Source organism: Zobellella denitrificans (assembly GCF_002407485.1).
Taxonomy (GTDB): Bacteria; Pseudomonadota; Gammaproteobacteria; order Enterobacterales; family Aeromonadaceae; genus Oceanimonas; species Oceanimonas denitrificans.
In genome coordinates, this window is sequence record NZ_CP012621.1 from 2,838,574 (window position 1) to 2,860,442 (window position 21,869).

Consider the following 21,869-nt stretch of genomic DNA (forward strand, 5'->3'; position numbering starts at 1 on the left):
GATAGGAAATTAAAGGGACTGGATAGAGCCCTTGGGCAGGACGGCGGTGATAAAGTCCTTTTTGATGGTCACTTGAGTCTGTTCGCTCAGGTTCAGCACCACATAGTCGTTCTCGGCGGAGATCTTGGCAATCTTGCCCACCAGGCCGCCGTTGGTCAGCACCTCGTCGCCCTTGCTCAGGGAAGACATCAGGTTCTTGTGCTCTTTCACCCGCTTGGACTGGGGACGGAAGATCATGAAGTAGAAGATCAGGCCGAACACGACCAGCATGATGATCATTTCCATACCGCCGCCGGCGGAGCCGCCCTGGGCATAAGCTTTGGAGATAATATCCATTCGTTTTGGTTCCTCGTTGATGGTTAAAAGCTGTTATCCGGCATAGTGCATCGGCGAAAACAGGCACAGCACGCCGACACGCCATGAACATTCACTTCTTGGCTCGCACCTGCATCTGACCGCCAGGGATGGCGGAAATGCCGAAAATGCAGGAGCAATTTTCGGCGCTGGCAGGTGACGGTCGGCTTAGCTGCTGCCTGTTCTCACCGCTCTTATCCTTCGCCGTGTTCAACTGCGCTCTGGCCCAATGGCGGCACGGGTCTGCCCTGCCGGCCATAGAACTCAGCTACAAAGTCGTCTAATTTACCCTGCTCTATGGCTCCACGTAAACCTTCCATCACCCGCTGGTAGTAGCGCAGGTTGTGAATGGTGTTTAAACGCGCACCCAGGATCTCGTTGCACTTGTCCAGGTGGTGCAGATAGGAGCGCGAGTAGTGCTTGCAGGTGTAGCAATCGCAATCCGCGTCCAGCGGGCCGGTGTCGGTCTTGTGCTTGGCGTTGCGGATCTTCACCACCCCTTCGGTGGTGAACAGGTGGCCGTTGCGGGCGTTGCGGGTCGGCATCACGCAGTCGAACATGTCGATGCCCCGGCGCACCCCTTCCACCAGATCCTCCGGCTTGCCCACGCCCATCAGGTAGCGGGGCTTGTCTTCCGGGATCTTCGGACAGGTGTGCTCCAGCACCTTGTGCATCTCGTGCTTGGGCTCGCCCACCGCCAGGCCACCCACCGCGTAGCCGTCGAAGCCGATGTCCAGCAGCCCTTCCAGGGACTGGTCGCGCAGATCCTCATAGACGCTGCCCTGGATGATGCCGAACAGGGCGTTCTTGTTGCCGAGCTTGTCGAAGTGATCCCGCGACCGTTTGGCCCAGCGCAGGGACATCTCCATCGATTTTTTGGCTTCCTCCCAGGTGGCCGGATAGGGGGTGCATTCGTCCATGATCATCACGATGTCGGAGCCCAGATCGTACTGGATCTCCATCGAGGTTTCCGGCGCCAGGAAGATCTTGTCGCCGTTGACCGGGTTGCGGAAGTAGACGCCTTCCTCGGTGATCTTGCGGATGTCGCCCAGGCTGAACACCTGGAAGCCGCCGGAATCGGTGAGGATGGGGCCCTGCCAGTTCATGAAGTCGTGCAGATCCCCGTGCAGCTTCATCACCTCCTGGCCCGGACGGATCCACAGGTGGAAGGTGTTGCCGAGCAGGATCTGGGCGCCGGTGGCGGTGACTTCTTCCGGGGTCATGCCCTTGACGGTGCCATAGGTGCCCACCGGCATAAAGGCCGGGGTTTCCACCACGCCCCGGTCGAAGACAAGCCGGCCGCGGCGGGCGCGGCCATCGGTGGTTTGCAGTTCAAATTTCATCGGTTACCTCTACTGGCCGGAGAAACAGTCCGACCTTATTTTTAAAACTGGTGAGGGGTGAATCGTGAGGAGTGAGGTGAAAAACACTATCTTGCACGCCTCACGCCTTTCCCCTCACGCCTCACCTTTTTATCCCTGGCTTTGCCGGGTAATAAACATGGCGTCGCCGTAGCTGAAAAAGCGATAGCGCTCCGCCACCGCCGCCCGGTAGGCGGCCATGATGTGGTCGTGGCCGGCGAAGGCGCTGACCAGCATGATCAGGGTCGACTCGGGCAGGTGGAAGTTGGTGACCATGGCATCCACCAGTTGGAAGCGATAACCCGGGTAAATAAAGATGTCGGTATCGCCGTAGAAGGGGGCGAGCGGCTCGCCCTTGCCCAGGCTGGCCCGGGCGGCGCTTTCCAGGGAGCGCACCGAGGTGGTGCCCACGGCGATCACCCGGCCGCCCCGGGCGCGGGTGGCCTCGATTTGCGCCACCACCTCGGCCGGCACTTCGATGTATTCGGCGTGCATCTTGTGCTCGAGCACATTGTCCACCCGCACCGGCTGGAAGGTGCCGGCGCCCACATGCAGGGTGATAAAGGCCAGCTCGACGCCCTTGGCCTTGAGCTCGGCCAGCAGCGGCTCGTCGAAATGCAGGCCAGCGGTGGGGGCCGCCACGGCGCCCGGCTTTTCGTTATAGACGGTCTGGTAGCGCTCCTTGTCGGCCTCGGTGTCGGGCCGGTCGATATAGGGCGGCAACGGCATATGGCCCACCGCCTCCAGGATCTCGAGCACGGTGCGCGGGTCGTTGAATTCGATCTCGAACAGGGCGTCGTGGCGGGCCAGCATGGTGGCCCGGACGTCCGGCTCCAGGATCAGTTCGGCCCCCGGCTTGGGCGACTTGGAAGCGCGCACATGGGCCAGCACCCGCTTGTCGTCCAGCACCCGCTCCACCAGCACTTCCACCTTGCCGCCGCTGGCCTTGTGGCCGAACAGCCGCGCCGGTATCACCCGGGTGTTGTTGAATACCAGCAGATCACCCGGGTTGACCAGGTTCAGGATGTCGCCGAAGCGGCCGTGCACCAGGGCGCCGCTGTTGCCGTCCAGCTGCAACAGGCGGCTGGCGGTGCGCTCCGGCATGGGGTGGCGGGCGATCAACTCGTCGGGGAGTTCGAAATGGAAATCACGGACCTGCATAGACAACCTCTTGTTATAACGGGCGCTAGTCTAGTGAGGCTGCATCACGGGATCAAGGCAATTCGGCCCGGGGCCTGCGCCATGGAATATGCCACGCGGGGAACAAGAGCACGGCAGAAACTTCCGCCCGGTCGTGACCGGGGTCATGTTCTCCGCCTCCCCGCTTGGGCTATCTTGATATAAAAAGAGGAGAAGCATCATGCCAGCCGTCGTTTCCGAAATCATGTCACGCAACGTTATCGGCCTGCCCCCGTCCGCCACCCTGGCCGAGGCCCGCACCCTGATGCAGCGCCAGCACATCCGCCACCTGCCGGTGCTGGAGCAGGATCGGCTGGTGGGCCTGGTCAGCCAGCGGGATATCCTGGCGGCCCAGGAGTCCAGCCTGGAAAAAGGCACCAATGGCCATTTCCTGGAGCACCACCAGCTGGCGGAGATCATGGTAACCGGGGTCACCACCGTCAGCCCCAAAGCGGGCATCCGCGAGGCGGCCCTTTACCTGCAGAAACACAAGTACGGCTGCCTGCCGGTGGTGGACAAGGGCAAGCTGGTGGGCATCGTCACCGACAGCGATTTCGTCGCCGTGGCCATCCACCTGCTGGAGGTGCTGGACAACCAGTTGGCCGACGAAGGGAGCGACGAAGCCGACCTGGACGATCTGGATCTGGCGCCGGACGCCCAGGATTATCTGGACGGCTCGCGGGATCTATGAACTACCTGGCCCACCTGCACCTGGCCCATATCAGCCAGACCAGCCTGGCCGGCGCCCTGCTGGGGGAGTTCGCCCGGGGTGCCATAGACCCGGCCCTGCCCCCGGAACTGCAACTCGGCATCCTGCTGCACCGGCGCATCGACAGCTTCGCCGACGCCCATCCGCGGCACCTGGGAGCGGTGCGCGCCCTGCCCAGCCCCTTTCGCCGCTACGGCGGCATCATCATGGACATGATGTTCGATCACTTCCTGGCCCGGCACTGGTCCCGCTACCATCCCTGGGCGCTGGCCGACTTTATCGGCTACAGCCACCGCCGGCTGCAGCCCGGGGCACACTGGCCGCAGGACATGGTCATGCTGGTGGAGCGGCTCAAGCAGCACCGGCTGCTGGCCCAGTACCGGAGCCTGGAGGGCATCACCCGGGCCATTATCCGCATCGACGGCCGTTTTCGCCGTCCCACCCCCCTGCCCGACTGCGCGCCCCTGCTGCGGGCCCATTACGACGAGATGGAGCAGGCCTTTCTCGCCTTCTACCCCGAGTTGCAGGACTTTGTACTGAGCCAGACCCGACCGGATTAGTACCTGTTCCAGCTCAGGTAGACTCGGTCAAAGCATGCTGTTCCGCCGACACGCTATGAATACATCCATGTACGCTCTCTGTTTCATCCCTGAAACAGAAGGCCGGCGGAACAGCATGCTTTGTCCTCCTTATCGCCCTGCAGCCGCCTGCAGGCACCATAATCAGACGGCGCCGGGGCTTGAAGGAGGCAACAGGGATGGCCTCCGCCGACCGTCACATGCCAGGGGCGCGAAGCGCCTTGCACCGGAGGTATCGCCGCGACCGAGTTGCCAGTGACAAGTCGCAGCGCGGCGATACCGACGGTTTCCGCGACATCCGGTATGTGCCGAGCGCCACAGGGATGTGCTTGAAGCGGGTCGGCGGAGGTGGCCCTGTTGCTTCTTCCTCTTCTTCTTCGTAACAAACAGCCAAATAGTACCACCGCTAAGCCCTGGGGTTGGCCGGATAGAACAGCTCGGGCTGCACCGGCTGGTGGGAAAAGAAGCGGGTATTCTTGTGGGGCAGCTTCATAAAGCCCCCCACCCCCTGGTCGCTGATCAGCGGTATCTTGTCCACGATAAAGGCGAGCAGCGCCCGAAACTCCTCCTCGGCGCCCCGGTCCAGCAGCCGGTAGTAGCTGTGCAGCTTGAGGTAGAGCGGCGTCACCTCGAAGATGATACAGCCGGTATGGTGGATGCGGTTCAGGCGGGCGATGGCGTCCACGATGGCGTAGGGCAGCACCAGCTGTTCGTCCGGATCCCGGCCGTCCTCGAAATAGGAATGCTGGCGGCTGGCGTCATCGGTGCTGGGAATGTCCGCCAGCCGGTAGGGGATACGGGTGCCGGGCGGTGGCAGGAAGGGGCTGTGCTCGTCGGAGCGGCTCAGGTGGAGGGTGTTGCGGGCGTTGAACAGGCAGGCCTTGAACACCCCTATCCTGTCGATGGCCCGGGCCAGCATCACCACGTTGTTGACCGCCACCGCGAAGGCCTCCTTCAGCGCCTGGTCGTAGAGGTTGAGGCTGGAGTCGATATAGACGCCCTCCTCCTCCCAGTGGATGGCGAGCCCCCCCACCACCGGGTAGCGGCCGATCCGGCTCACCGCCGCCACGAACGCCTTCTCGGTCTCGCCCATGCCCGCCAGGTAGTTCTTGTAGTAGCGCTCCAGTTGGGCGTCGTCCACGTAGTGGATGCCCTCCTCCTCGCTGTGCTCGCGCAGGAAGGACTTGCGCGAGGAGTACACCACGGTATCCATCTCGTGCTGCTCCGGGCTGACCCACACCGGCAGTTGCGGGCTGTCGTCGAACAGCACCAGGGTCGGCAGCACCAGCCGCTTCAGGCGCGGCATGGCGGCCAGGAAATAGTCTCCGGCCCGCCGGCGCAGCCCGGCGTCCTCGGACAGCAGGCCGTCCAGCATCAGCGCGAATTCCCGGGGCAACCCCAGGCTGGTCGCCGGCAGGGCCCGGCAGCCGAAGCGGCAGGACTGGCCCGAGGCCAGGGCGTAGAGGGTGCCGGCCACCCCCTGCTCGTCGAAACGGGGGCTGGACAGCCCGCCCTCCCGCTGTTCGGGACCGATGAAATAGACATCCCCCAGGCGGGCGTTGGAATGCTGCAGATCCGCCGACATCAGCGCCATCACGTTGCTGGCCACGAACTGGCCGTCGCTGTCGGTCTGGGCGAACACCGAGGAGCCCCAGTCCACCAGGCTGATCCGCCCCGACTCCGGGTCGAACACGATGTTGGAGGGCTTGATGTCGCCGTGCACCAGGGGCGCGGGCTGGCCGTCCTTGTGGTGGTGGCGCAGGGCCTGCAGTATGTCGGCCAGTTGGGCGGCGATGTCCACCAGCAGCCGGGGCGGCAGCCGCCCCGTCTTCAGGCTGAACCGCTCCAGATCCTCCCCCCGGGCCCGCCCCATCATCAGGATGCCCTGCTTTCTCACCACCTGGTAGGTGATGTAGCGGGGCACCAGGGGGTGGCACACCTGGGACAGCATATAGGCCTCGTCGGCCAGCCGCTCGCGGATGTGCGGCGGCAGGTTGATGCGGGAAAACTTGAAGGCCACCTCCTCGCCGTCGGCGCCGACCCCGACGAAGGTGAAGCCGTAGGCACCCTTGCCCGCCAGGCTGATCCGGCGATAACCGAGCTTCTCCAGCTCGCCCATGCACAGGGCTATCCAGTCCTTCAGTTTCCTGGCGTCGTTGGCGTTGAGCAGATAGATGGACTGCTCTTCCGGAATATAGAAGTTGCGCAGCTGGTGCCGGTACATGGCTCAGGTCAGTTGCGCCAGCATCAGCTCCGGCTGCTCCAGATACTGCCGCCAGCGGTTGTTGAAACGGGCCAGGGTGGCGCCGTCGATCACCCGGTGGTCCGCCGACCAGCACACCGTCATCAGCTGTTGTGCCTCCACCTCGCCCGCCGCGTTGAAGCGGGGCAGGCGCTGCAGGCGGCCGAGGGCGGCGATGGCCAGTTGCGGCGGGTTCACCACCGGGGTGGACACGGTGCCGCCCAGCACCCCGATGTTGGACAGGGTGATGGTGCCCCCCTGCAGCTCGGCGGGGGACAGCCCGCCCTGGCGCGCCGCCTCGCTCAGCCGCTCCAGCTCGGCGGCGATGGCGAGCAGGGATTTCTGCTCGCAATGCCTGATGGTGGGCACCAGCAGGCCGGCCTCGGTGTCCACCGCCACCCCGACATGGTGGTGATCCTGGTAGCGGAGGCTGGCGCCGTCTTCGCCCAGGCGGGCGTTGAGCAGGGGATACTGCTTCAGGCTAAGGGACAGTGCCTTGATAAAGAAGGGCAACAGGGTCAGCCGCGCGCCCTCGGCGGCGAAGGCGGGCTTGAGCTTGTCCTTGAGCGCCAGCAACTGGTCCAGGCGGAACTCGTCGCAAAAGGTGAAACGGGGGATGCCGAGGGAGGCGGTCATCTGCCGGGCCATGGCGGCGCGCACACCTCTGAGCGGCTCCTCCCGGCCGGCCGGCGCCGCCGGCTCGACCGGAGCTGGCGCGGCGGCCGCTTCCCGCCGGGCCAGGTAGGCCTCGATGTCCTCCTTGTAGACCCGGCCCTTGTCGCCGGAGCCGGGCACCTGGCCGATATCCACCGACAGCTCCCGGGCCAGGCGCCGTACCGCCGGGCTGGCCACCGCCCGGCCGCCGGCCGGTGCCGCCGGTGAAACCGCCGGCTGAGCGCTGGCCGCCTCGCTCTCCGGCCCGGGAGCCGCGGGCTCGGCGGTCTGACCCGGCGCCGGCGGGGATGCCTGGCTGGCCGCCTTGCCGTCGTTGGTCCCGGCCACTTCCATCTCGAACAGGGGCGCATGCACCCGCGCCATCTCGCCCTTGGCCACGTACAGCCGGGTGATGGTGCCCCCATGCACCGCCGGTATCTGCACCAGGGCCTTGTCGGTCATCACGTCGCAGATGGCCTGATCCTCGGCGACCTTGTCGCCTTCGCTGACCAGCCACTCCACCAGTTCGCATTCCACTATGCCCTCGCCGATATCCGGCAGGTAGAAATCCTGTTTCATGCCGCCCCCTAGAAGTTCACCGTCCGCACTATCGCCTCGAAGGTCTTGAGGTGATCCGCCATGTATTCCTTCTCCAGCGCCAGGGGGTAGGGCGTGTCCAGGCCGCAGACCCGGGCGATGGGACTCTCGAGATAGAGGAAGCAGCGCTGCTGGATGCTGGCCGCGATTTCCCCGGCAAAGCCGCCGGTGAGCGGCGCCTCGTGGTTGATCACCAGGCGACCGGTCTTGAGCACCGACTCGGCCACCCGCTCCAGGTCCCAGGGCGCCAGGCTGCGCAGATCGACAAGCTCGCAGGAAATGCCCTGTTGCCCGGCCAGCTCCGCCGCCTTCTGCACCACTTCCATCTGGGCGCCCCAGGCCAGCACGGTGACATCGCTCCCCTCCTGCACCACCTCGGCCTGGCCCAGGGGCAGCTCGTAGTAGTCCTCGTCCACCTCGCCCACGGCAGCGCGATAGAGTCGCTTGGGCTCGAAGAACAACACCGGATCCGGGCAATTGATGGCCGCCAGCAGCAGCCCCTTGGCCTGGGCCGGATCCCGGGGCACCACCAGCCGCAGGCCGGGGGTGTGGGTGAAGTAGGCCTCCGGCGACTGGCTGTGATAGTGGCCGCCGGCGATGCCGCCGCCGTAGGGGGTGCGCAGCACCAGGCCGCCCACGTCGAACTGGTTGCCGGAGCGATAGCGGAACTTGGCGGTTTCGTTGACCAACTGATCGAAGGCCGGGTAGATGTAGTCGGCGAACTGGATCTCGGCCACCGGCTTCAGCCCCCGGGCCGCCATGCCGTTGGCGAAGCCGATGATGCCCTGCTCGGTGAGGGGGGTGTTGAAGCAGCGGTGCTTGCCGTATTTGTCCTGCAGCTTGCTGGTGGCGCGGAAGACGCCACCGAAGTGGCCCACGTCCTCGCCGAAGCAGACCACGCTCTCGTCCCGGGCCATGGCCAGATCCAGGGCGTTGTTGATGGCCTGCAGCATGTTCATCTGTGCCATTAGTCAAGCCTCCCTGAGGTCACCGGATAGGCGTCCGGATAGCGGCGGATATGCTCCCTTAGCGCCTCGAGCTGGGCCTTGAGGGCGGGCGGGGGCTCGACATAGACATCCTCTATCAGGCTGTCCAGGCGGGGTTTGGGCACCTGCTCCGCCTCCTTCACCGCCTCCAGCACCTCCTGGCGCAGGGCGTCGGTGGCGATTTGATCCGCCGCCTCGTCCAGCCAGCCCTGGTTGAGCAACCAGCGCCGAAAGCGGGCGATGGGATCCTGCTTGCGCCAGCGTTCCTCCTCTTCCCGGGAACGGTAGCCGCTGGGATCGTCGGAGGAGGAATGGGCGCCCAGGCGGTAGGCGATGGCCTCGACCAGCACCGGCTCCTGCTGCTCCAGGGCCAGCTTGCGCGCCAGCCGGGTCGCCTCGTACACCGCCAGGGCGTCGGCCCCGTCCACCCGGATGGCCTGGATGCCGTAGCCCACCGCCCGGCAGGCGATGCCGTCGCCGATAAACTGCTCGCTGGCCGGGGTGGAGATGGCATAACCGTTGTTGCGACAGAAGAAGATCACCGGCGCCCGTAGCACGGCGGCCATGTTAAGGCCGGCGTGGAAGTCCCCCTCGGAGGCGGCGCCCTCGCCGAAATAGCAGAGGGTGGTGTTGCTCTCCCCCTTCAGCCGTTGGGCGTAGGCATAGCCGCTGGCCTGGGGGATCTGGGTGCCCAGGGGCGAGGAAATGGTCATGAAACGGATGTCCCGGCTGCCGTAGTGCACCGGCATCTGCCGCCCCTTGCCCAGATCCCGCTCGTTGGAAAACAGCTGGTTCATAAACTGCTCCAGGGTGAAGCCCCGGTAGCGCAGGGCCCCCTGCTCCCGGTACTGGGCCATGATCATGTCGTGCCTGTCGAGGGCGGCGGCGCTGGCCACGGCGGCGGCCTCCTCCCCCAGGCATTGCATGTAGAAGCTGATCCGCCCCTGGCGCTGGGCCGCCAGCATGCGCTCGTCAAGCACCCGAATAAACACCATGCTGTCGTAGATGTGGAGCGCCGTATCCCGGTCCAGTACCGGCGGCGAGGCGCCGGCAAAGAGGGTACCGTCGTCCTGCAATATCCTCAGGGTGGGAATGCTCAGGGCATGGGCCCCGGTGAACTGGGCCTGGTGCACAGTGGTGGTGCTGGCATTGCTGGGATTGGTCATGGCGTCACTCCCATCGCCGCTGGCGAGTCAGGAAACGGAGCCGCCGCGATAAGCGGCAGCTCAATATGACGCCAATTATAACACCTGGGCAACAAGTCGCAGGACCTGCTCAGGTCCTCAGCCGCCCCAGATCCTGATCCAGTCCGGCGGAGAGGCCGCTCAGCCGCTGGCCGTGCTCGCCCACCTCCCCGGCCAGCTCCGCCAGCTCGGCGGCGGCCTCGCCCAGGGTGGTCAGGTTGCGGTTGATGTCGCCGGACACCGCGCTCTGCTCCTCGGCGGAGGTGGCCATCTGGGTCACATGATCGCTGATGGTCTCGATAAGGCCGGCCACCCGGGCCAGCTCCTGGTAGGCCTCGCGGGAGCTGGCCGAGGTCTGCCCGGCCCGGGAGGCCCCCTGCTCCATGATCCGCACCGTGGCGCCCACCTGGCTGTTGAGCCGTTCGATGAGTTCGGCGATGTCATCGGTGGACTGGCGGGTCTTGGCCGCCAGGGCCCGCACCTCGTCGGCCACCACCGCGAAGCCCCGGCCCTGCTCGCCGGCCCGGGCCGCTTCGATGGCGGCGTTCAGGGCCAGCAGGTTGGTCTGCTCGGCGATGGCGCGGATCACCTCGAGGATGCTGTTGATGGCATCGCTGCGCTCCGCCACCTGGTTGACGGCACCGGCCGCCTCCTGTACTTCCGTGGCCAGCTGGCCGATGTCGTCCACCGTGCCCGCCAGCCGGTCCTGGGTCGCCTTCAGCGCCTGGTTGGCCTGGCCCGCTTCTATCGCCGCCTGCTCGGAGAAGCGGGCCACCTCCGTCGCCGCCACGCTCATCTCGTTCATGGCGGTGACCACCGACTCCAGCTCCCGATTCTGGCGCCCCACCTCCTCGCGCATACGCCTGGCCAGGCGGGCGCCGTTTTCCGACTCGCTGCCGACCTCGGCCCCGGTATGCTTGAGCCGGCCGACCAGCTGGCGCAGCTTGTCGATAAAGCCGTTGAAGCCGCCGGACAGGGCGATCAGCTCCTTGTGGGTATCGATGTCGATGACTCGGGTCAGGTCTCCCTCGGCACTGTTCAGCTCATGGATTCGCTCCCGCATCAATTGCAGTGGCCGGGTGATGGTACGTACCAGCAACATCATGGCGCCGATGCCAGCCAGGATGACGAGACCGCCGGCCAGCCACTGCTGCCGGGTCAGGCTGGCCACTCCCGCGGCCAGCCCGGCCTGCAGGGCCGATACCTCGGCCAGGGCCACCGAACGGGGAACCCCGATCAACAGCGACCAGCTCGCCTCCGCCGCCGGTATCTGCAGCCGGTAGCTGCCGTAGAGGTGCTCGGCCGTGACCAGGCTGCCCTCCCCCCTGGCCAGGGCCTGCCATTGGCCGCTGTCCTCGGCTCCCGCCGCCTCCGCCAGGGGGCGCCCCAGCTTGTCGGGATAGCGGCTGGAGGCCACGATGAGACCCTGGCTGCTGAGCAGCAGCACCTCGGCCTGCCCCTGGTAGAGGGAGGCGGCCAGTTGCTCCAGTTGCCGCTGAAAGGCGGGCAGGTTGATGTCCGAGCCCGCCACGCCGCGAAAGCGCCCTTCGGCGACGATGGGCACCGTCAGGCTGGTCATCAGCTCGCTGTAGCCGGGCTGGATCTCGTACAGGTAGGGCTCCATCAGGCAGGGCCGGCCGGTCTCCATGGGACAGAGGTACCACTCGGCGTTGCGCACCCCGAACTCGTTGCGGCTCTGATCGTGCTTCTCGTCGGCACCGCCGATGATCTGCTGCTCCAGGCGTCCGTCCTGGTGGCGCACCACATAGACCTCCAGGCTGCCGGCCCCGGTCACCGAATGGTCGTAGCCGCTGAGGAAAAGGGCGTCCTCGCCGTCGTAGGCGTTGGCTTCAAACTGGCTGTAGCTGGAACCCAGTTGCCGGTTGGCCAGCAACAGCTGCCGGTTCAGGGCCACCACCTGCTCCCGGCTGAGTCGTTCGAAGGCGGGCAGGACGGCATTCTCGGCCAGTATGGTGGCCAGGGTGAGGGGCGAGCGGAAACTCTCGTTGATAAAGCCGGCCAGCTGCGTTCCGGCCTCGGCGGCCTGGCTCTGCAGCCGTTCGCTGACTTCCCGGATCAGCACCCGGGAACTGTCGTCCCCGACCTGGCCGGCCGTGCGCTGCAGGAAGAGGCTGACCACCCCATTGAGCACCAGTATGCTGAGCAACAGCATCAGGCCGGTGGCCAGGAACAGCTTGGCCGACAGCGCCGTTTTCTTTATCTGCATCATTCTGTTTCAGATCCTTCTGCGTTGGATTGCCATGGGGCCGGATGACAACAGCCTTGGTCCCCTTATTCCGGGAAGCAATACTTTCCCTGTATCGGCCATGGGTGCATTTACTTAACACCTGTACAGGAATATGGCAAATAAAAAAGGCAGCCCGGAGGCTGCCAAAACGAGATGGACCTAGTTGGTATTTTTCTTTCTCAGTTGACCCTGTTTTGCAATCAGATGTTCTCGAACTGGCCCATGGTGTTGTCCTTGCCGCCGGCCTTCAGCGCCGCCTCGCCGGCGAAGAACTCCTTGTGATCATCGCCGATGTTGGAGCCGGCCATGTCCTGGTGCTTGACGGTGGCGATGCCCTGGCGGATCTCCTTGCGCTGTACGCCCGCCACATAGGCCAGCATGCCCTCGTCGCCGAAGTAGCCCTTGGCCAGGTTGTCGGTGGACAGGGCCGCGGTGTGGTAGGTCGGCAGCGTGATCAGGTGGTGGAAGATGCCGGCTTCCCGCGCCGCGTCGCGCTGGAAGTTGGCCGTCCACTGATCGGCCAGGCGGCCCAGCTCGGTGTCGTCGTAGTCGGCGCTCATCAGCTTGGCGCGGTCGTAGGCGGACAGGTCCTTGCCTTCGGCGGCCCAGGCGTCGAACACCTGCTGGCGGAAGTTCAGGGTCCAGTTGAAGGACGGGCTGTTGTTGTACACCAGCTTGGCATTGGGCACCACTTCACGGATACGGTCCACCATGCCCTTGATCTGGCCGATATGGGGCTTCTCGGTCTCGATCCACAGCAGGTCGGCGCCGTGCTGCAGGCTGGTGATGCAATCCAGCACCACCCGATCCTCGCCGGAGCCCGGCTTGAAGCAGAACAGGCCGGAGGCCAGGCGCTTGACCTTGAGCAGCTTGCCCTGGGACTTGATCACCACGTCGCCGTTGTCGATGTCGTCGGCCGAGTCGATGTAGTCGCCATCGAGGAAGCTGTTGTACAGATCCCCCAGATCCCCCGGCTCGTTGGTCACCGCGATCTGCTTGGTCAGGCCGGCACCCAGGGAGTCGGTGCGCGCCACTATCACGCCGTCGTCCACCCCCAGTTCCAGGAAGGCCAGGCGTACCGCGTTGATCTTGGCCAGGAAGTCGGCGTGGGGCACCGTCACCTTGCCATCCTGGTGGCCGCACTGCTTCTCGTCGGACACCTGGTTCTCGATCTGGATGCAGCAGGCCCCCGCTTCGATCATCTTCTTGGCCAGCAGGTAGGTCGCCTCGGCGTTGCCGAAACCGGCATCGATGTCGGCGACAATCGGCACCACATGGGTTTCGTGGTTGTCGATCTGGCTCAGAAGCTCTTTGGCCTTGGCCTCGTCACCGGCTTGCCGGGCCTCTTCCAGGGCGCGGAACAGATGGTTCAGCTCCCAGGCGTCGGCCTGGCGCAGGAAGGTGTAGAGCTCCTCGATAAGGGCCGGCACCGAGGTCTTCTCGTGCATGGATTGATCCGGCAGCGGGCCGAACTCGGAGCGCAGGGCCGCCACCATCCAGCCGGACAGGTAGAGGTAGCGCCGCTTGGTGCTGCCGAAATGCTTCTTGATGGAGATCAGTTTCTGCTGGCCGATGAAACCGTGCCAGCACCCCAGGGACTGGGTGTACTGGGACGAGTCCTGGTCGTAGGCGGCCATGTCTTCGCGCATGATCCTGGCGGTGTACCTGGCGATGTCCAGGCCGGTCTTGAACCGGTTCTGGGCACGCATGCGGGCGGCGTACTCGGGTTTGATGGCGCTCCAGCTCGGATTCTGCTTGATCAATGACGCCAGGGTATCAAGGTCGTGTGCGTATGGCATGGTCTCAAGTCCTCTCTTGTATGATTTGCGCTCTGTTCAGCGGCATTAAACTTCCCTGTCAAACCGGCAATACCTCCGGGTCCTTCCCGCTTGCCGGCATTGGCAGTGATGCTCTCGTTATATTTGGCTTCGCAACAAGGCCGGTGCTTGTTATCCGGACACCGTATCGGTGTCTCCGTTATTGGTGCCCCTTTTCCTTGTTGCTCTGCATCGCTGTACGGTTATTAAGGTGCGCAATAGACCGGAAAAGATCAAGATCCAATTTCACAAAAATACAACACAGGTCACACTACAAATTCGCTTTACGACTAAAGTCAAACCCCATAAAAATCACTTAGTTACTGGATTAACCCATTAACCACCACTGGACCAAGACAAATATAAGTGTAATTAAATTACGTTAATTTAATTCATATGCAATATATTATCCCGACTAAACTCCAAGGTTTGACAAATACCCTGCCGCTCTTCTTCAAGGCTTGAAATACAAGCATTTAAACACATGTTTAAAAAAGTTTTCCGGGATTTTCCCGGCTTTTTGCGCTCGCAAAAAGCCGGCGGTGACAGGCAACCAACACCGGCTTGCGGGTATCTGTGGTTGTTTTGTCATTTTTGGTCCTCCTCCCGGACCGGGCCTGCTCCGTCGCTTGGGCACCCACAGGAGTCCGACAACACGGCTGCCGGCCACGACGGCGGCGATAAAAAGGAGCGATAGAAATTACCTATTAGAACAATAGAAAATAATCACTTTATTGGATTCAGGACAGGGCCTAGTATGGAAACCGTTCGAGAGACACACCCACTAACGACACATTTAGGAGCTAACATGGCTGTTGCAATCAACACCGAAATCAAACCCTTTACCGCCCAGGCTTACTACAACGGCGACTTCGTTCAAGTGACCGAGGCCGATCTGAAAGGCAAGTGGTCCATCGTGTTCTTCTACCCGGCCGACTTCACCTTCGTCTGCCCCACCGAACTGGGCGACCTGGCCGACCACTATGCCGAACTGCAGAAGATGGGCGTCGAAGTGTACTCCGTGTCCACCGACACCCACTTCACCCACAAGGCCTGGCACGACAGTTCCGAGACCATCGGCAAGATCAAGTACTACATGGTGGGCGACCAGACCGGCACCATCACCAACAACTTCGGCGTGATGCGTGAAGGCCAGGGCCTGGCCGACCGCGCCACCTTTATCATCGACCCCCAGGGCGTGATCCAGGCCATCGAAGTGACCGCCGAAGGCATCGGCCGTGATGCTTCCGACCTGCTGCGCAAGGTGAAGGCCGCCCAGTACGTGGCCGCCCACCCGGGTGAAGTCTGCCCCGCCAAATGGCAGGAAGGCGAAGCCACCCTGGCACCGTCCCTCGACCTGGTCGGCAAGATCTAAGACCCAGACAACTACCCCGGCCCGCCGCGATGATGCCTCATCCGGTCGGCGGGCCGGGTTTTTTATACCCAAAATTCGGCACAGGACACGACTATGTTAGATGCGAATCTCAAAAAACAACTGGACACCTACCTGCAGAACATCGTCTCTCCGATAGAGATCAGCGTGTCCGGTGATGACAGCCCCAAATCCAAAGAATTGCTGGAACTGGCCGCCGAGATCAGCGGGCTTTCCGGCAACATCAGCCTCAAGGAAGCCGCCGCCGACCGCACTCCCAGCATGAGCGTCGCCCCCGCCGGGCAGGCGCCGCGGGTAAGCTTTGCCGGCATTCCGATGGGCCACGAATTCACCTCGCTGGTACTGGCCCTGCTGCAGGCCGGCGGCCATCCGTCCAAGGCCTCCCCCGAGTTGCTGGAGCAGATCCGCAACCTCGAGGGCCAGTTCCATTTTGAAACCTACATCTCCCTGTCCTGCCAGAACTGTCCGGACGTGGTGCAGGCGCTCAACCTGATGGCGACCCTGAACCCCAACATCAGCCACGTGATGATCGACGGCGCCCTGTTCCAGGACGAGGTGAACCGGCGCCAGGTGATGGCGGTGCCCGCCGTCTACCTGAACGGCGAACACTTCGGCCAGGGTCGCATGAGCCTGGAAGAGATCATCGGCAAACTCGACACCGGCGCCGCCGAGCGCAAGGCCGCCGCCCTCGACGAAAAAGCCCCCTACGACGTGCTGATCGTCGGCGGAGGCCCGGCCGGTGCCGCCGCCGCCATCTACGCCGCCCGCAAGGGCATTCGCACCGGCCTGGTGGCCGAGCGCTTCGGCGGCCAGGTGATGGACACCGTCGGCATCGAAAACTTCATTTCCGTGCCCTACACCGAAGGCCCGAAGCTGGCCGCCAGCCTGGAGCAGCACGTCAGGGAATACGGGGTGGACATCATCACCGACCAGCGTGCCGCCGGCATCCGCCGCGGGGAGCTTATCGAGCTGCCGCTGGCCAGCGGCGCCACCCTCAGGGGCAAGGCGGTGATCCTGGCCACCGGGGCGCGCTGGCGCGAGTTGAAGGTGCCCGGCGAGGCCGAATACCGTACCAGGGGCGTGGCCTACTGCCCGCACTGCGACGGCCCCTTCTTCAAGGGCAAGAGGGTGGCGGTGGTCGGCGGCGGCAACTCGGGCATTGAAGCGGCCATCGATCTGGCCGGTATCGTCGAACACGTGACCGTGCTGGAGTTCGCCGACAGCCTGCGCGCCGATGAGGTGCTGCAACGCAAGGCCCGCTCCATGGGCAATATCGACATCATCATGAATGCCCAGACCACCGCAGTGCTGGGCGACGGCAGCAAGGTCACCGGCATGCAGTACACCGACCGGGTCAGCGGCGACAGCAAACGGCTGGAGGTGGCGGGCATCTTCGTGCAGATAGGCCTGGTGCCCAACACCGAGTTCCTGCAGGGCTCGGAAGTGGAGCTGACCCGCTTCGGCGAGGTGGTGATCGACGCCAAGGGCGCCACCTCCATGGCCGGGGTGTTCGCCGCCGGCGACGCCACCACTGTGCCCTACAAGCAGATCATCATTTCCATGGGCGCCGGCGCCACCGCCGCCCTCGGCGCCTTCGACCACCTGATCCGCGCCGGCTCGTAACGGCGCCGGCGCCTCACAACGCAAAAAAGGCGGAGTACCCCGGTACTCCGCCTTTTCTGTTTACAGCAGTTCGCTCACCAGCTCGCCCAGCCGGTAGAAGGTTTCCACCCGGGTAGCGGTGGGCCGCCACACCAGGCCGATATCCCGGTAGGCCTTGTCGCCCTGGGGCGCCATGGCGACGATCTCGGTGTTGGCGAGGATACCGGCGTCGATCGCCATTTGCGGCAGGAAGGTGGTACCGAGGCCGGCGCCCACCATCTGCACCAGGGTATGCAGGCTGGTGGCGGCGAAGGGGTTGACCTTGCGGCTGTCGGTCAGCTTGCAGGCGCTCACCGCGTGCTCGGTCAGGCAGTGCTCCTGCTCCAGCAGGAAGATGCTCTGATCCGGCAGGTCGGCATAGTCTACCGGCACCCGGCCATGCCGCCTGGCCTGCTCCTGGTGCATCACCAGCACGAAGGGATCCTGGCCCAGTACCCGGGTCTGCAGCCCCTCGGTGTCGGTGGGCAGGGCCAGCAACAGCAGGTCCAGCTCGCCGGCCCGCAGCAGGGACAGCAACTGCGGCGTGGTGTCCTCCCGCAGCAACAACTGCAGTTCGGGATAGTGCCGGCGGCAGCGCTGCACCAGCCCACTCAGCAAAAAAGGCGCTATGGTGGGAATGCACCCCAGGCGGATGGCCCCCTGCATGGCGCCTTTCTGCCCTTCCACCAGTTCCATCAGCTCCCGGGTCTGGGCCAGCAGTTCCCGGGCCCGCACCACCACCTGCCGGCCGAGCGGCGTCATCACGAACGCCTTGTGATCCCGCTCGATCAGCTCGCCGCCGAGCAGGCTTTCCAGGTTCTGCAGGCCGGTGCTCAGGGTGGACTGGCTGACGAAACAGGCCTTGGCGGCCCGGTTGAAGTTCTGGTGCTCGTCCAGGGCCACCAGGTAGGTCAATTGCTTCAGGCTGGGCAGACGACTCATTGAACAACTCGATTAGGGCTATCTGTTTATTTCGGTTCTCTAACGCTATCACAGCCTCTACACTGGCCGCTATCGAATGAGTTCCCTTTTCTGTCCCAAGTATGCCTACTTGTTACAGTCCCGGGGCGGCAGGATGCCTGCCCCACCTTTCTCAGTTTCCGCCCTGCAACTGGGCCTTCAGGTTCGGCGGGGTACCCCTGATCACCAGGGTGTCGGTGGCGGCGTCGTACTGGATGCGCTCGCCCAGCAGCTTCTGATCGAAGCTGATGGTCAGGCCGCCGCCCGAACCCACGTACTTGGTCAGCCCCTTGAGCGCGGATCTGTCTACCGGGAAGCGCTCTTCCAGCTGGTATTCCTCGCTGACGAACTGGTAGAAGTCCAGGTCATCGTCCCGGCCCAGCTCGGCGGACAGCTCGCGCAGCTCCAGCTCCTCCCCTTCCTTGAGCTGATCGCGACAGTACTTGCTCACCAGTGCCTTGCTCTCCAGCTTCTCCTCGGTGCTAAGCTGGCGGGACTCGCAATAGTCGTCCACCGCCTTCAGCAGGCCCTGGCTCTGGGCCTTGGGATCCATGCCCTCCACGCAGGACAGGAAGTTGAGGAAAAAGTCAGACACCTTGCGTCCGGCCCGGCCCTTGATAAAGGAGAAATAACGGTGCGACTCGGGGCGGGTCTGCAATTCGGTCAGATCCAGGCGGGCGGCCAGCTGCATCCTGCCCAGATCCAGGTAGCTGGCGTGGCTGACTTCCAGCTTGTCGGTGACGGTGACGCTGTCCTTGTTGTCGAGCAGGGCGATCAGCAAATAGTGGGCGCCGAGCCACTGGTAGCGCACGAACAGCAGCACGCCGGCCTCGTTCATCTCCAGCCGGTACAGTTCGCCCAACAGCCGCTCGGCCGCCAGGTGGGAAAAAGCGGCGAAGGTCAGGCTCTGATCCTGCACCCGCCGCACCAGGTCGCGAAAACCGGTGTCCTCCTCGCTGAAATAGCCGAACACCTTGCCCGCCTTGGTGTTGTAGATATGGTGCAACTCGCCCATCAGCTGGTTCACCGCGGGCCCGGTGGCCAGCTCCTGCTCCCGGGTGGCAAGCTGGGTTTGGCCCTGCTCATCGAGAAAAAGGGAATGTACTATGATGTGTTCGATATCCAAGCTCATAACAGATTGCCGTAGAGTTGCCAGAAGGGGTGGGGTATTATAGTCGCCCTGTCACCAAGTTACATGATTGAACGCCCATGCCCGTCCTTTCCAAATACGATAAACAATACGACCAACTGCTGAGCGAGCTGGAAGCCGTGATGGACAAGCACCAGGCCCCGGCGGATCTGCGGCTGATGGTGCTGGGCAACCTGGTCACCCATGTGCTCAACCACCAGGTCGCCCCCGGGCAGCGGAAGGCCATCGCCGACAAGTTCGCCAAGGTGCTCACCGCCTCCGTCGACACACAAAAAGGGGCTCATTAAGAGCCTTTTTGTTAGCCGAAACAGTCTGAACCATGGTCGAAACCGGTAACCTCTATCGCGATAATGTTTCCCGCCTGATTGGCTGGGGGCATTGGTTCGTGTTTTTCAATATCCTGCTGGCCATGGCGGTGTCGAGCCGCTACCTGCTGGCCGCCGGCTGGCCCGAGACTCCCCTCGGCATCGGCTACATGCTGGTAAGCTGGGTCGGGCATTTCGCCTTTCTGACCTTCTTCACCTATCTGCTGACCCTGTTTCCCCTCACCTTCCTGCTGCCCAGGCTCAGGGCGGTGCAATTCCTGGGCGCGGCCATCGCCACCGGGGCCCTGACCCTGTTGCTGGTGGATACCCAGGTATTCAGCCTGTTCAAGTTCCACCTCAACCCCACCGTCTGGCGGCTGCTGCTGGATCAGGCCCAGGCCGAGGAGGCCTCCGGCTGGGGCTGGCTGTTCGTCTGGGTACCGCTGCTGTTCCTGTTCGAACTGTGGCTGGCGGCCTGGCTGTGGCGCTGGAGTCAGCGCCGGCGACGCTCCCTGGCCCTGCCCCTGGCCCTGCCGTTGCTGGTAAGCTTCTTCCTCACCCACAGCGTGCACATCTGGGCCGATGCCCTGGTTTATACCCCCATCACCAACCAGAAGGCCAACTTCCCGCTGTCCTATCCCATGACCGCCAAGAGCTTCCTGATCAAGCAGGGCTGGCTGGATGCGGATCAATACCGGCAACTGTCGCAACAGGCCGCCGACCAGCCCCAGCGCCGGCTGAACTACCCGCTGCGCCCGCTGTCGGTATCGGCGCCGGCGCACGCGCCCAATATCCTGCTGCTGGTGGTCGACGGTCTGCGCGCCGACCAGCTCGACGCCATCACCATGCCCAACCTGTACCGCTTCGCCGAGCGGAACCTGCGCTTCGACGACCACCTCAGCGCCGGCAACCAGCCCCAGTCCGCCCTGTTCAGCCTGTTCTACAGCCTGCCGGCCCACTATCGCCACGACGCCGAAGTAGAAGGCATGGCCCCGGCGCTGATCGACGAGCTGCAGCGCCAGGACTACCGTTTCGGCCTGTTCGCCAGCGGCGGCCTGGCACAGCCGCTGTATGAGAACGCCATCTTTTCCAGCCTGCGCAACCAGTCCTTCGCTACCGCCCCCGGCGGTGCCGAAGGCGACCGCCAGGTGCTGGCCGGCTTCGCCGACTGGCTGACGGAGCAGGACGAGTTGCGGCCCTGGTTCTCCTTCCTGTACCTGGATGCCCTCAAGGCACTGGATTTGCCGGCGGACACCCGGGGCCCCTTCCAGCCCTCCCTGGAACGCCTCAATCCGGCCCTGGCCTATCATGACGAGCAGCGCGAGGCCCTGTTCAACCGTTACCGCAACGCGGTGTTCTACACCGATCAGCTGCTGGGCCAGTTGCTGGCCCTGGCCCAGCGGCCCGGCAGCCGGGACACCCTGATCATCGTGACCTCGGGTCACGGCATGGAATTCAACGACAACGGCAACAACACCTGGGGCTTCGGCAGCGCCTATTCGCCCCAGCAGTTGCAGGTGCCCCTGGTGATCGGCTGGCCCGGTCAGGCCCAGGCCCGGTTTACCCATCCGACCAGCCAGCTGGATCTGGTGCCCACCCTGATGCAGCAGGTACTGGGTGTGCAGAGTCCGATGCGCAGCTACAGCACCGGGCAATCGCTGTTCGAGATAGTACCCGAGCGTTGGCGACTGGCATCGGACGAAGAGGAATATGTCATCTACCAGCAGGACGAGATCACCCTGTTCAACCGGCGGGGCGATTTCCAGTTACTGAGCGCGGCGGACTACCGGGTCAAGGCCGATGCCAGCCCGGAGCTGTCGCTGCTGCTGCAGGTGATGAATGAGCTGAACCGTTTTCAGGCGAAATAACAGGCTGGTGACCGGTCACCGGTGACTGGCAATATTATCGCTGCCTCCAATCCCCGGTCACCAATGTTCTTTTTCAGATGTCGTCCAGCAGGCGGCGGGCCTGCCAGTAGCGGCTGCGCCAGTAGACGTTGTCCAGGCGGGAGATGGTGACCCCCACGCTGGAAGAGGCATGGGCGAACTTGCCGTCACCGATGTAGATGCCGTTGTGCTGGCCGCTGCCGGTGCGGAAGAACACCAGATCCCCGGGCTGCAGCTCGTTCTTGCCGATCGCCCGCCCCAGGTTGACCTGTTCATAGGTGCTGCGCGGCAGCTCCATGCCGAACACTTCCTGGTACATGGTACGGGTAAAGGCCGAACAGTCGATGCCTTCGGCATCCACCCCGCCGAAGCGATAGGGCACGCCGCGCCAGCGTTGGTACACCTGATGCAGATCCTGCACGGTTCCCACGGAACGCCTGGGCTTCATCGGGCCGGTACTGATGCTGTAAGTCAGGGAAGAAGACGGTTTTTTTCCAGCCATCTTTTTGCCTGACTCCGGGCTCGGGGCGCTGCTGCAACCGGCGACCAGGAGCACACTGCTTAGAATTATGACCTTTTTCATGCAAATAATGGCAACCAGCTATCAATCTGAAAGATACTAGAG

18 protein-coding genes are annotated in these 21,869 nt (G+C 63.9%); 6 read left to right on the forward strand and 12 right to left on the reverse strand.

Annotated elements, in window-relative coordinates:
• Nucleotides 1–9: 9 nt before the first annotated feature.
• The 3 genes from yajC to queA form a co-directional block, all read right to left on the reverse strand.
• A complete protein-coding gene (gene yajC, locus AN401_RS13410; RefSeq protein WP_094040131.1) occupies nucleotides 10–336 on the reverse strand; it encodes a preprotein translocase subunit YajC in 327 nt (108 codons plus the stop codon).
• A gap of 212 nt (nucleotides 337–548) precedes the next feature.
• Complete coding sequence (gene tgt / locus AN401_RS13415) at nucleotides 549–1,697, reverse strand: tRNA guanosine(34) transglycosylase Tgt (protein ID WP_096779644.1); 1,149 nt, start codon at nucleotides 1,695–1,697, stop codon at nucleotides 549–551.
• Between the two features lie 129 nt (nucleotides 1,698–1,826).
• Nucleotides 1,827–2,876 (reverse strand): tRNA preQ1(34) S-adenosylmethionine ribosyltransferase-isomerase QueA, encoded by a 1,050-nt coding sequence (gene queA, locus AN401_RS13420; RefSeq protein WP_094040129.1) that lies wholly within the window; start codon nucleotides 2,874–2,876, stop codon nucleotides 1,827–1,829.
• Nucleotides 2,877–3,075: 199 nt separating this feature from the next.
• Here queA and AN401_RS13425 point away from each other — a divergent pair, with 199 nt between their 5' ends.
• Nucleotides 3,076–3,585 carry a CBS domain-containing protein gene (locus AN401_RS13425; RefSeq protein ID WP_094040128.1) on the forward strand — a complete coding sequence of 170 codons (510 nt, stop codon included), beginning with the start codon at nucleotides 3,076–3,078 and terminating at the stop codon, nucleotides 3,583–3,585.
• A complete protein-coding gene (locus AN401_RS13430; protein ID WP_096779645.1) occupies nucleotides 3,582–4,163 on the forward strand; it encodes an acyl carrier protein phosphodiesterase in 582 nt (193 codons plus the stop codon). The genes AN401_RS13425 and AN401_RS13430 overlap by 4 nt, the downstream gene beginning before the upstream one ends.
• Nucleotides 4,164–4,587: 424 nt before the next feature.
• Here AN401_RS13430 and AN401_RS13435 read toward each other — a convergent pair whose 3' ends face one another.
• From AN401_RS13435 to AN401_RS13460, 6 genes are all read right to left on the reverse strand, one after another.
• A complete protein-coding gene (locus tag AN401_RS13435; protein WP_096779646.1) occupies nucleotides 4,588–6,405 on the reverse strand; it encodes a protein kinase domain-containing protein in 1,818 nt (605 codons plus the stop codon).
• A gap of 3 nt (nucleotides 6,406–6,408) precedes the next feature.
• Nucleotides 6,409–7,656: a 2-oxo acid dehydrogenase subunit E2 gene (locus AN401_RS13440; RefSeq protein ID WP_096779647.1), complete on the reverse strand. Its 1,248-nt coding sequence runs from the start codon at nucleotides 7,654–7,656 to the stop codon at nucleotides 6,409–6,411.
• Between the two features lie 8 nt (nucleotides 7,657–7,664).
• The gene (locus AN401_RS13445) at nucleotides 7,665–8,642 is read right to left on the reverse strand and encodes an alpha-ketoacid dehydrogenase subunit beta (RefSeq protein ID WP_096779648.1); all 978 of its coding nucleotides are present in this window, start codon (nucleotides 8,640–8,642) and stop codon (nucleotides 7,665–7,667) included.
• The gene (locus AN401_RS13450; RefSeq protein ID WP_096779649.1) at nucleotides 8,642–9,826 is read right to left on the reverse strand and encodes a thiamine pyrophosphate-dependent dehydrogenase E1 component subunit alpha; all 1,185 of its coding nucleotides are present in this window, start codon (nucleotides 9,824–9,826) and stop codon (nucleotides 8,642–8,644) included. Before AN401_RS13450 ends, AN401_RS13445 begins: the two co-directional genes overlap by 1 nt.
• 109 nt (nucleotides 9,827–9,935) lie before the next feature.
• Nucleotides 9,936–12,074, reverse strand: a complete 2,139-nt coding sequence (locus AN401_RS13455) for a methyl-accepting chemotaxis protein (protein WP_096779650.1) — start codon at nucleotides 12,072–12,074, stop codon at nucleotides 9,936–9,938.
• A 218-nt stretch (nucleotides 12,075–12,292) separates the two neighbouring features.
• On the reverse strand, nucleotides 12,293–13,891 hold the full coding sequence (locus AN401_RS13460; protein WP_094039226.1) for an isocitrate lyase: 1,599 nt from the start codon (nucleotides 13,889–13,891) through the stop codon (nucleotides 12,293–12,295).
• A gap of 826 nt (nucleotides 13,892–14,717) precedes the next feature.
• Between AN401_RS13460 and ahpC the strand changes: the two genes are divergently transcribed.
• Both ahpC and ahpF read left to right on the forward strand, forming a co-directional pair.
• Nucleotides 14,718–15,284 carry an alkyl hydroperoxide reductase subunit C gene (ahpC, locus tag AN401_RS13465; RefSeq protein ID WP_094039227.1) on the forward strand — a complete coding sequence of 189 codons (567 nt, stop codon included), beginning with the start codon at nucleotides 14,718–14,720 and terminating at the stop codon, nucleotides 15,282–15,284.
• 93 nt (nucleotides 15,285–15,377) lie between these two features.
• Nucleotides 15,378–16,925 carry an alkyl hydroperoxide reductase subunit F gene (gene ahpF, locus AN401_RS13470; protein WP_096779651.1) on the forward strand — a complete coding sequence of 516 codons (1,548 nt, stop codon included), beginning with the start codon at nucleotides 15,378–15,380 and terminating at the stop codon, nucleotides 16,923–16,925.
• 60 nt (nucleotides 16,926–16,985) lie between these two features.
• On the opposite strand, the gene AN401_RS13475 is transcribed toward ahpF, so the two are convergent.
• Both AN401_RS13475 and yejK read right to left on the reverse strand, forming a co-directional pair.
• Nucleotides 16,986–17,885, reverse strand: coding sequence for a hydrogen peroxide-inducible genes activator (locus tag AN401_RS13475; RefSeq protein ID WP_094039229.1), 900 nt, complete (start codon nucleotides 17,883–17,885; stop codon nucleotides 16,986–16,988).
• A 151-nt stretch (nucleotides 17,886–18,036) separates the two neighbouring features.
• A complete protein-coding gene (gene yejK, locus AN401_RS13480; RefSeq protein ID WP_096779652.1) occupies nucleotides 18,037–19,035 on the reverse strand; it encodes a nucleoid-associated protein YejK in 999 nt (332 codons plus the stop codon).
• A gap of 77 nt (nucleotides 19,036–19,112) precedes the next feature.
• Between yejK and AN401_RS13485 the strand changes: the two genes are divergently transcribed.
• Nucleotides 19,113–19,340 (forward strand): YejL family protein, encoded by a 228-nt coding sequence (locus AN401_RS13485; protein WP_096779653.1) that lies wholly within the window; start codon nucleotides 19,113–19,115, stop codon nucleotides 19,338–19,340.
• A gap of 32 nt (nucleotides 19,341–19,372) precedes the next feature.
• Nucleotides 19,373–21,226: a DUF3413 domain-containing protein gene (locus AN401_RS13490; protein ID WP_096779654.1), complete on the forward strand. Its 1,854-nt coding sequence runs from the start codon at nucleotides 19,373–19,375 to the stop codon at nucleotides 21,224–21,226.
• 73 nt (nucleotides 21,227–21,299) lie between these two features.
• Here the strand turns inward: AN401_RS13490 and AN401_RS13495 are convergent, their stop codons facing one another.
• Nucleotides 21,300–21,692: an NlpC/P60 family protein gene (locus AN401_RS13495; protein ID WP_232513461.1), complete on the reverse strand. Its 393-nt coding sequence runs from the start codon at nucleotides 21,690–21,692 to the stop codon at nucleotides 21,300–21,302.
• Nucleotides 21,693–21,869: the final 177 nt, after the last annotated feature.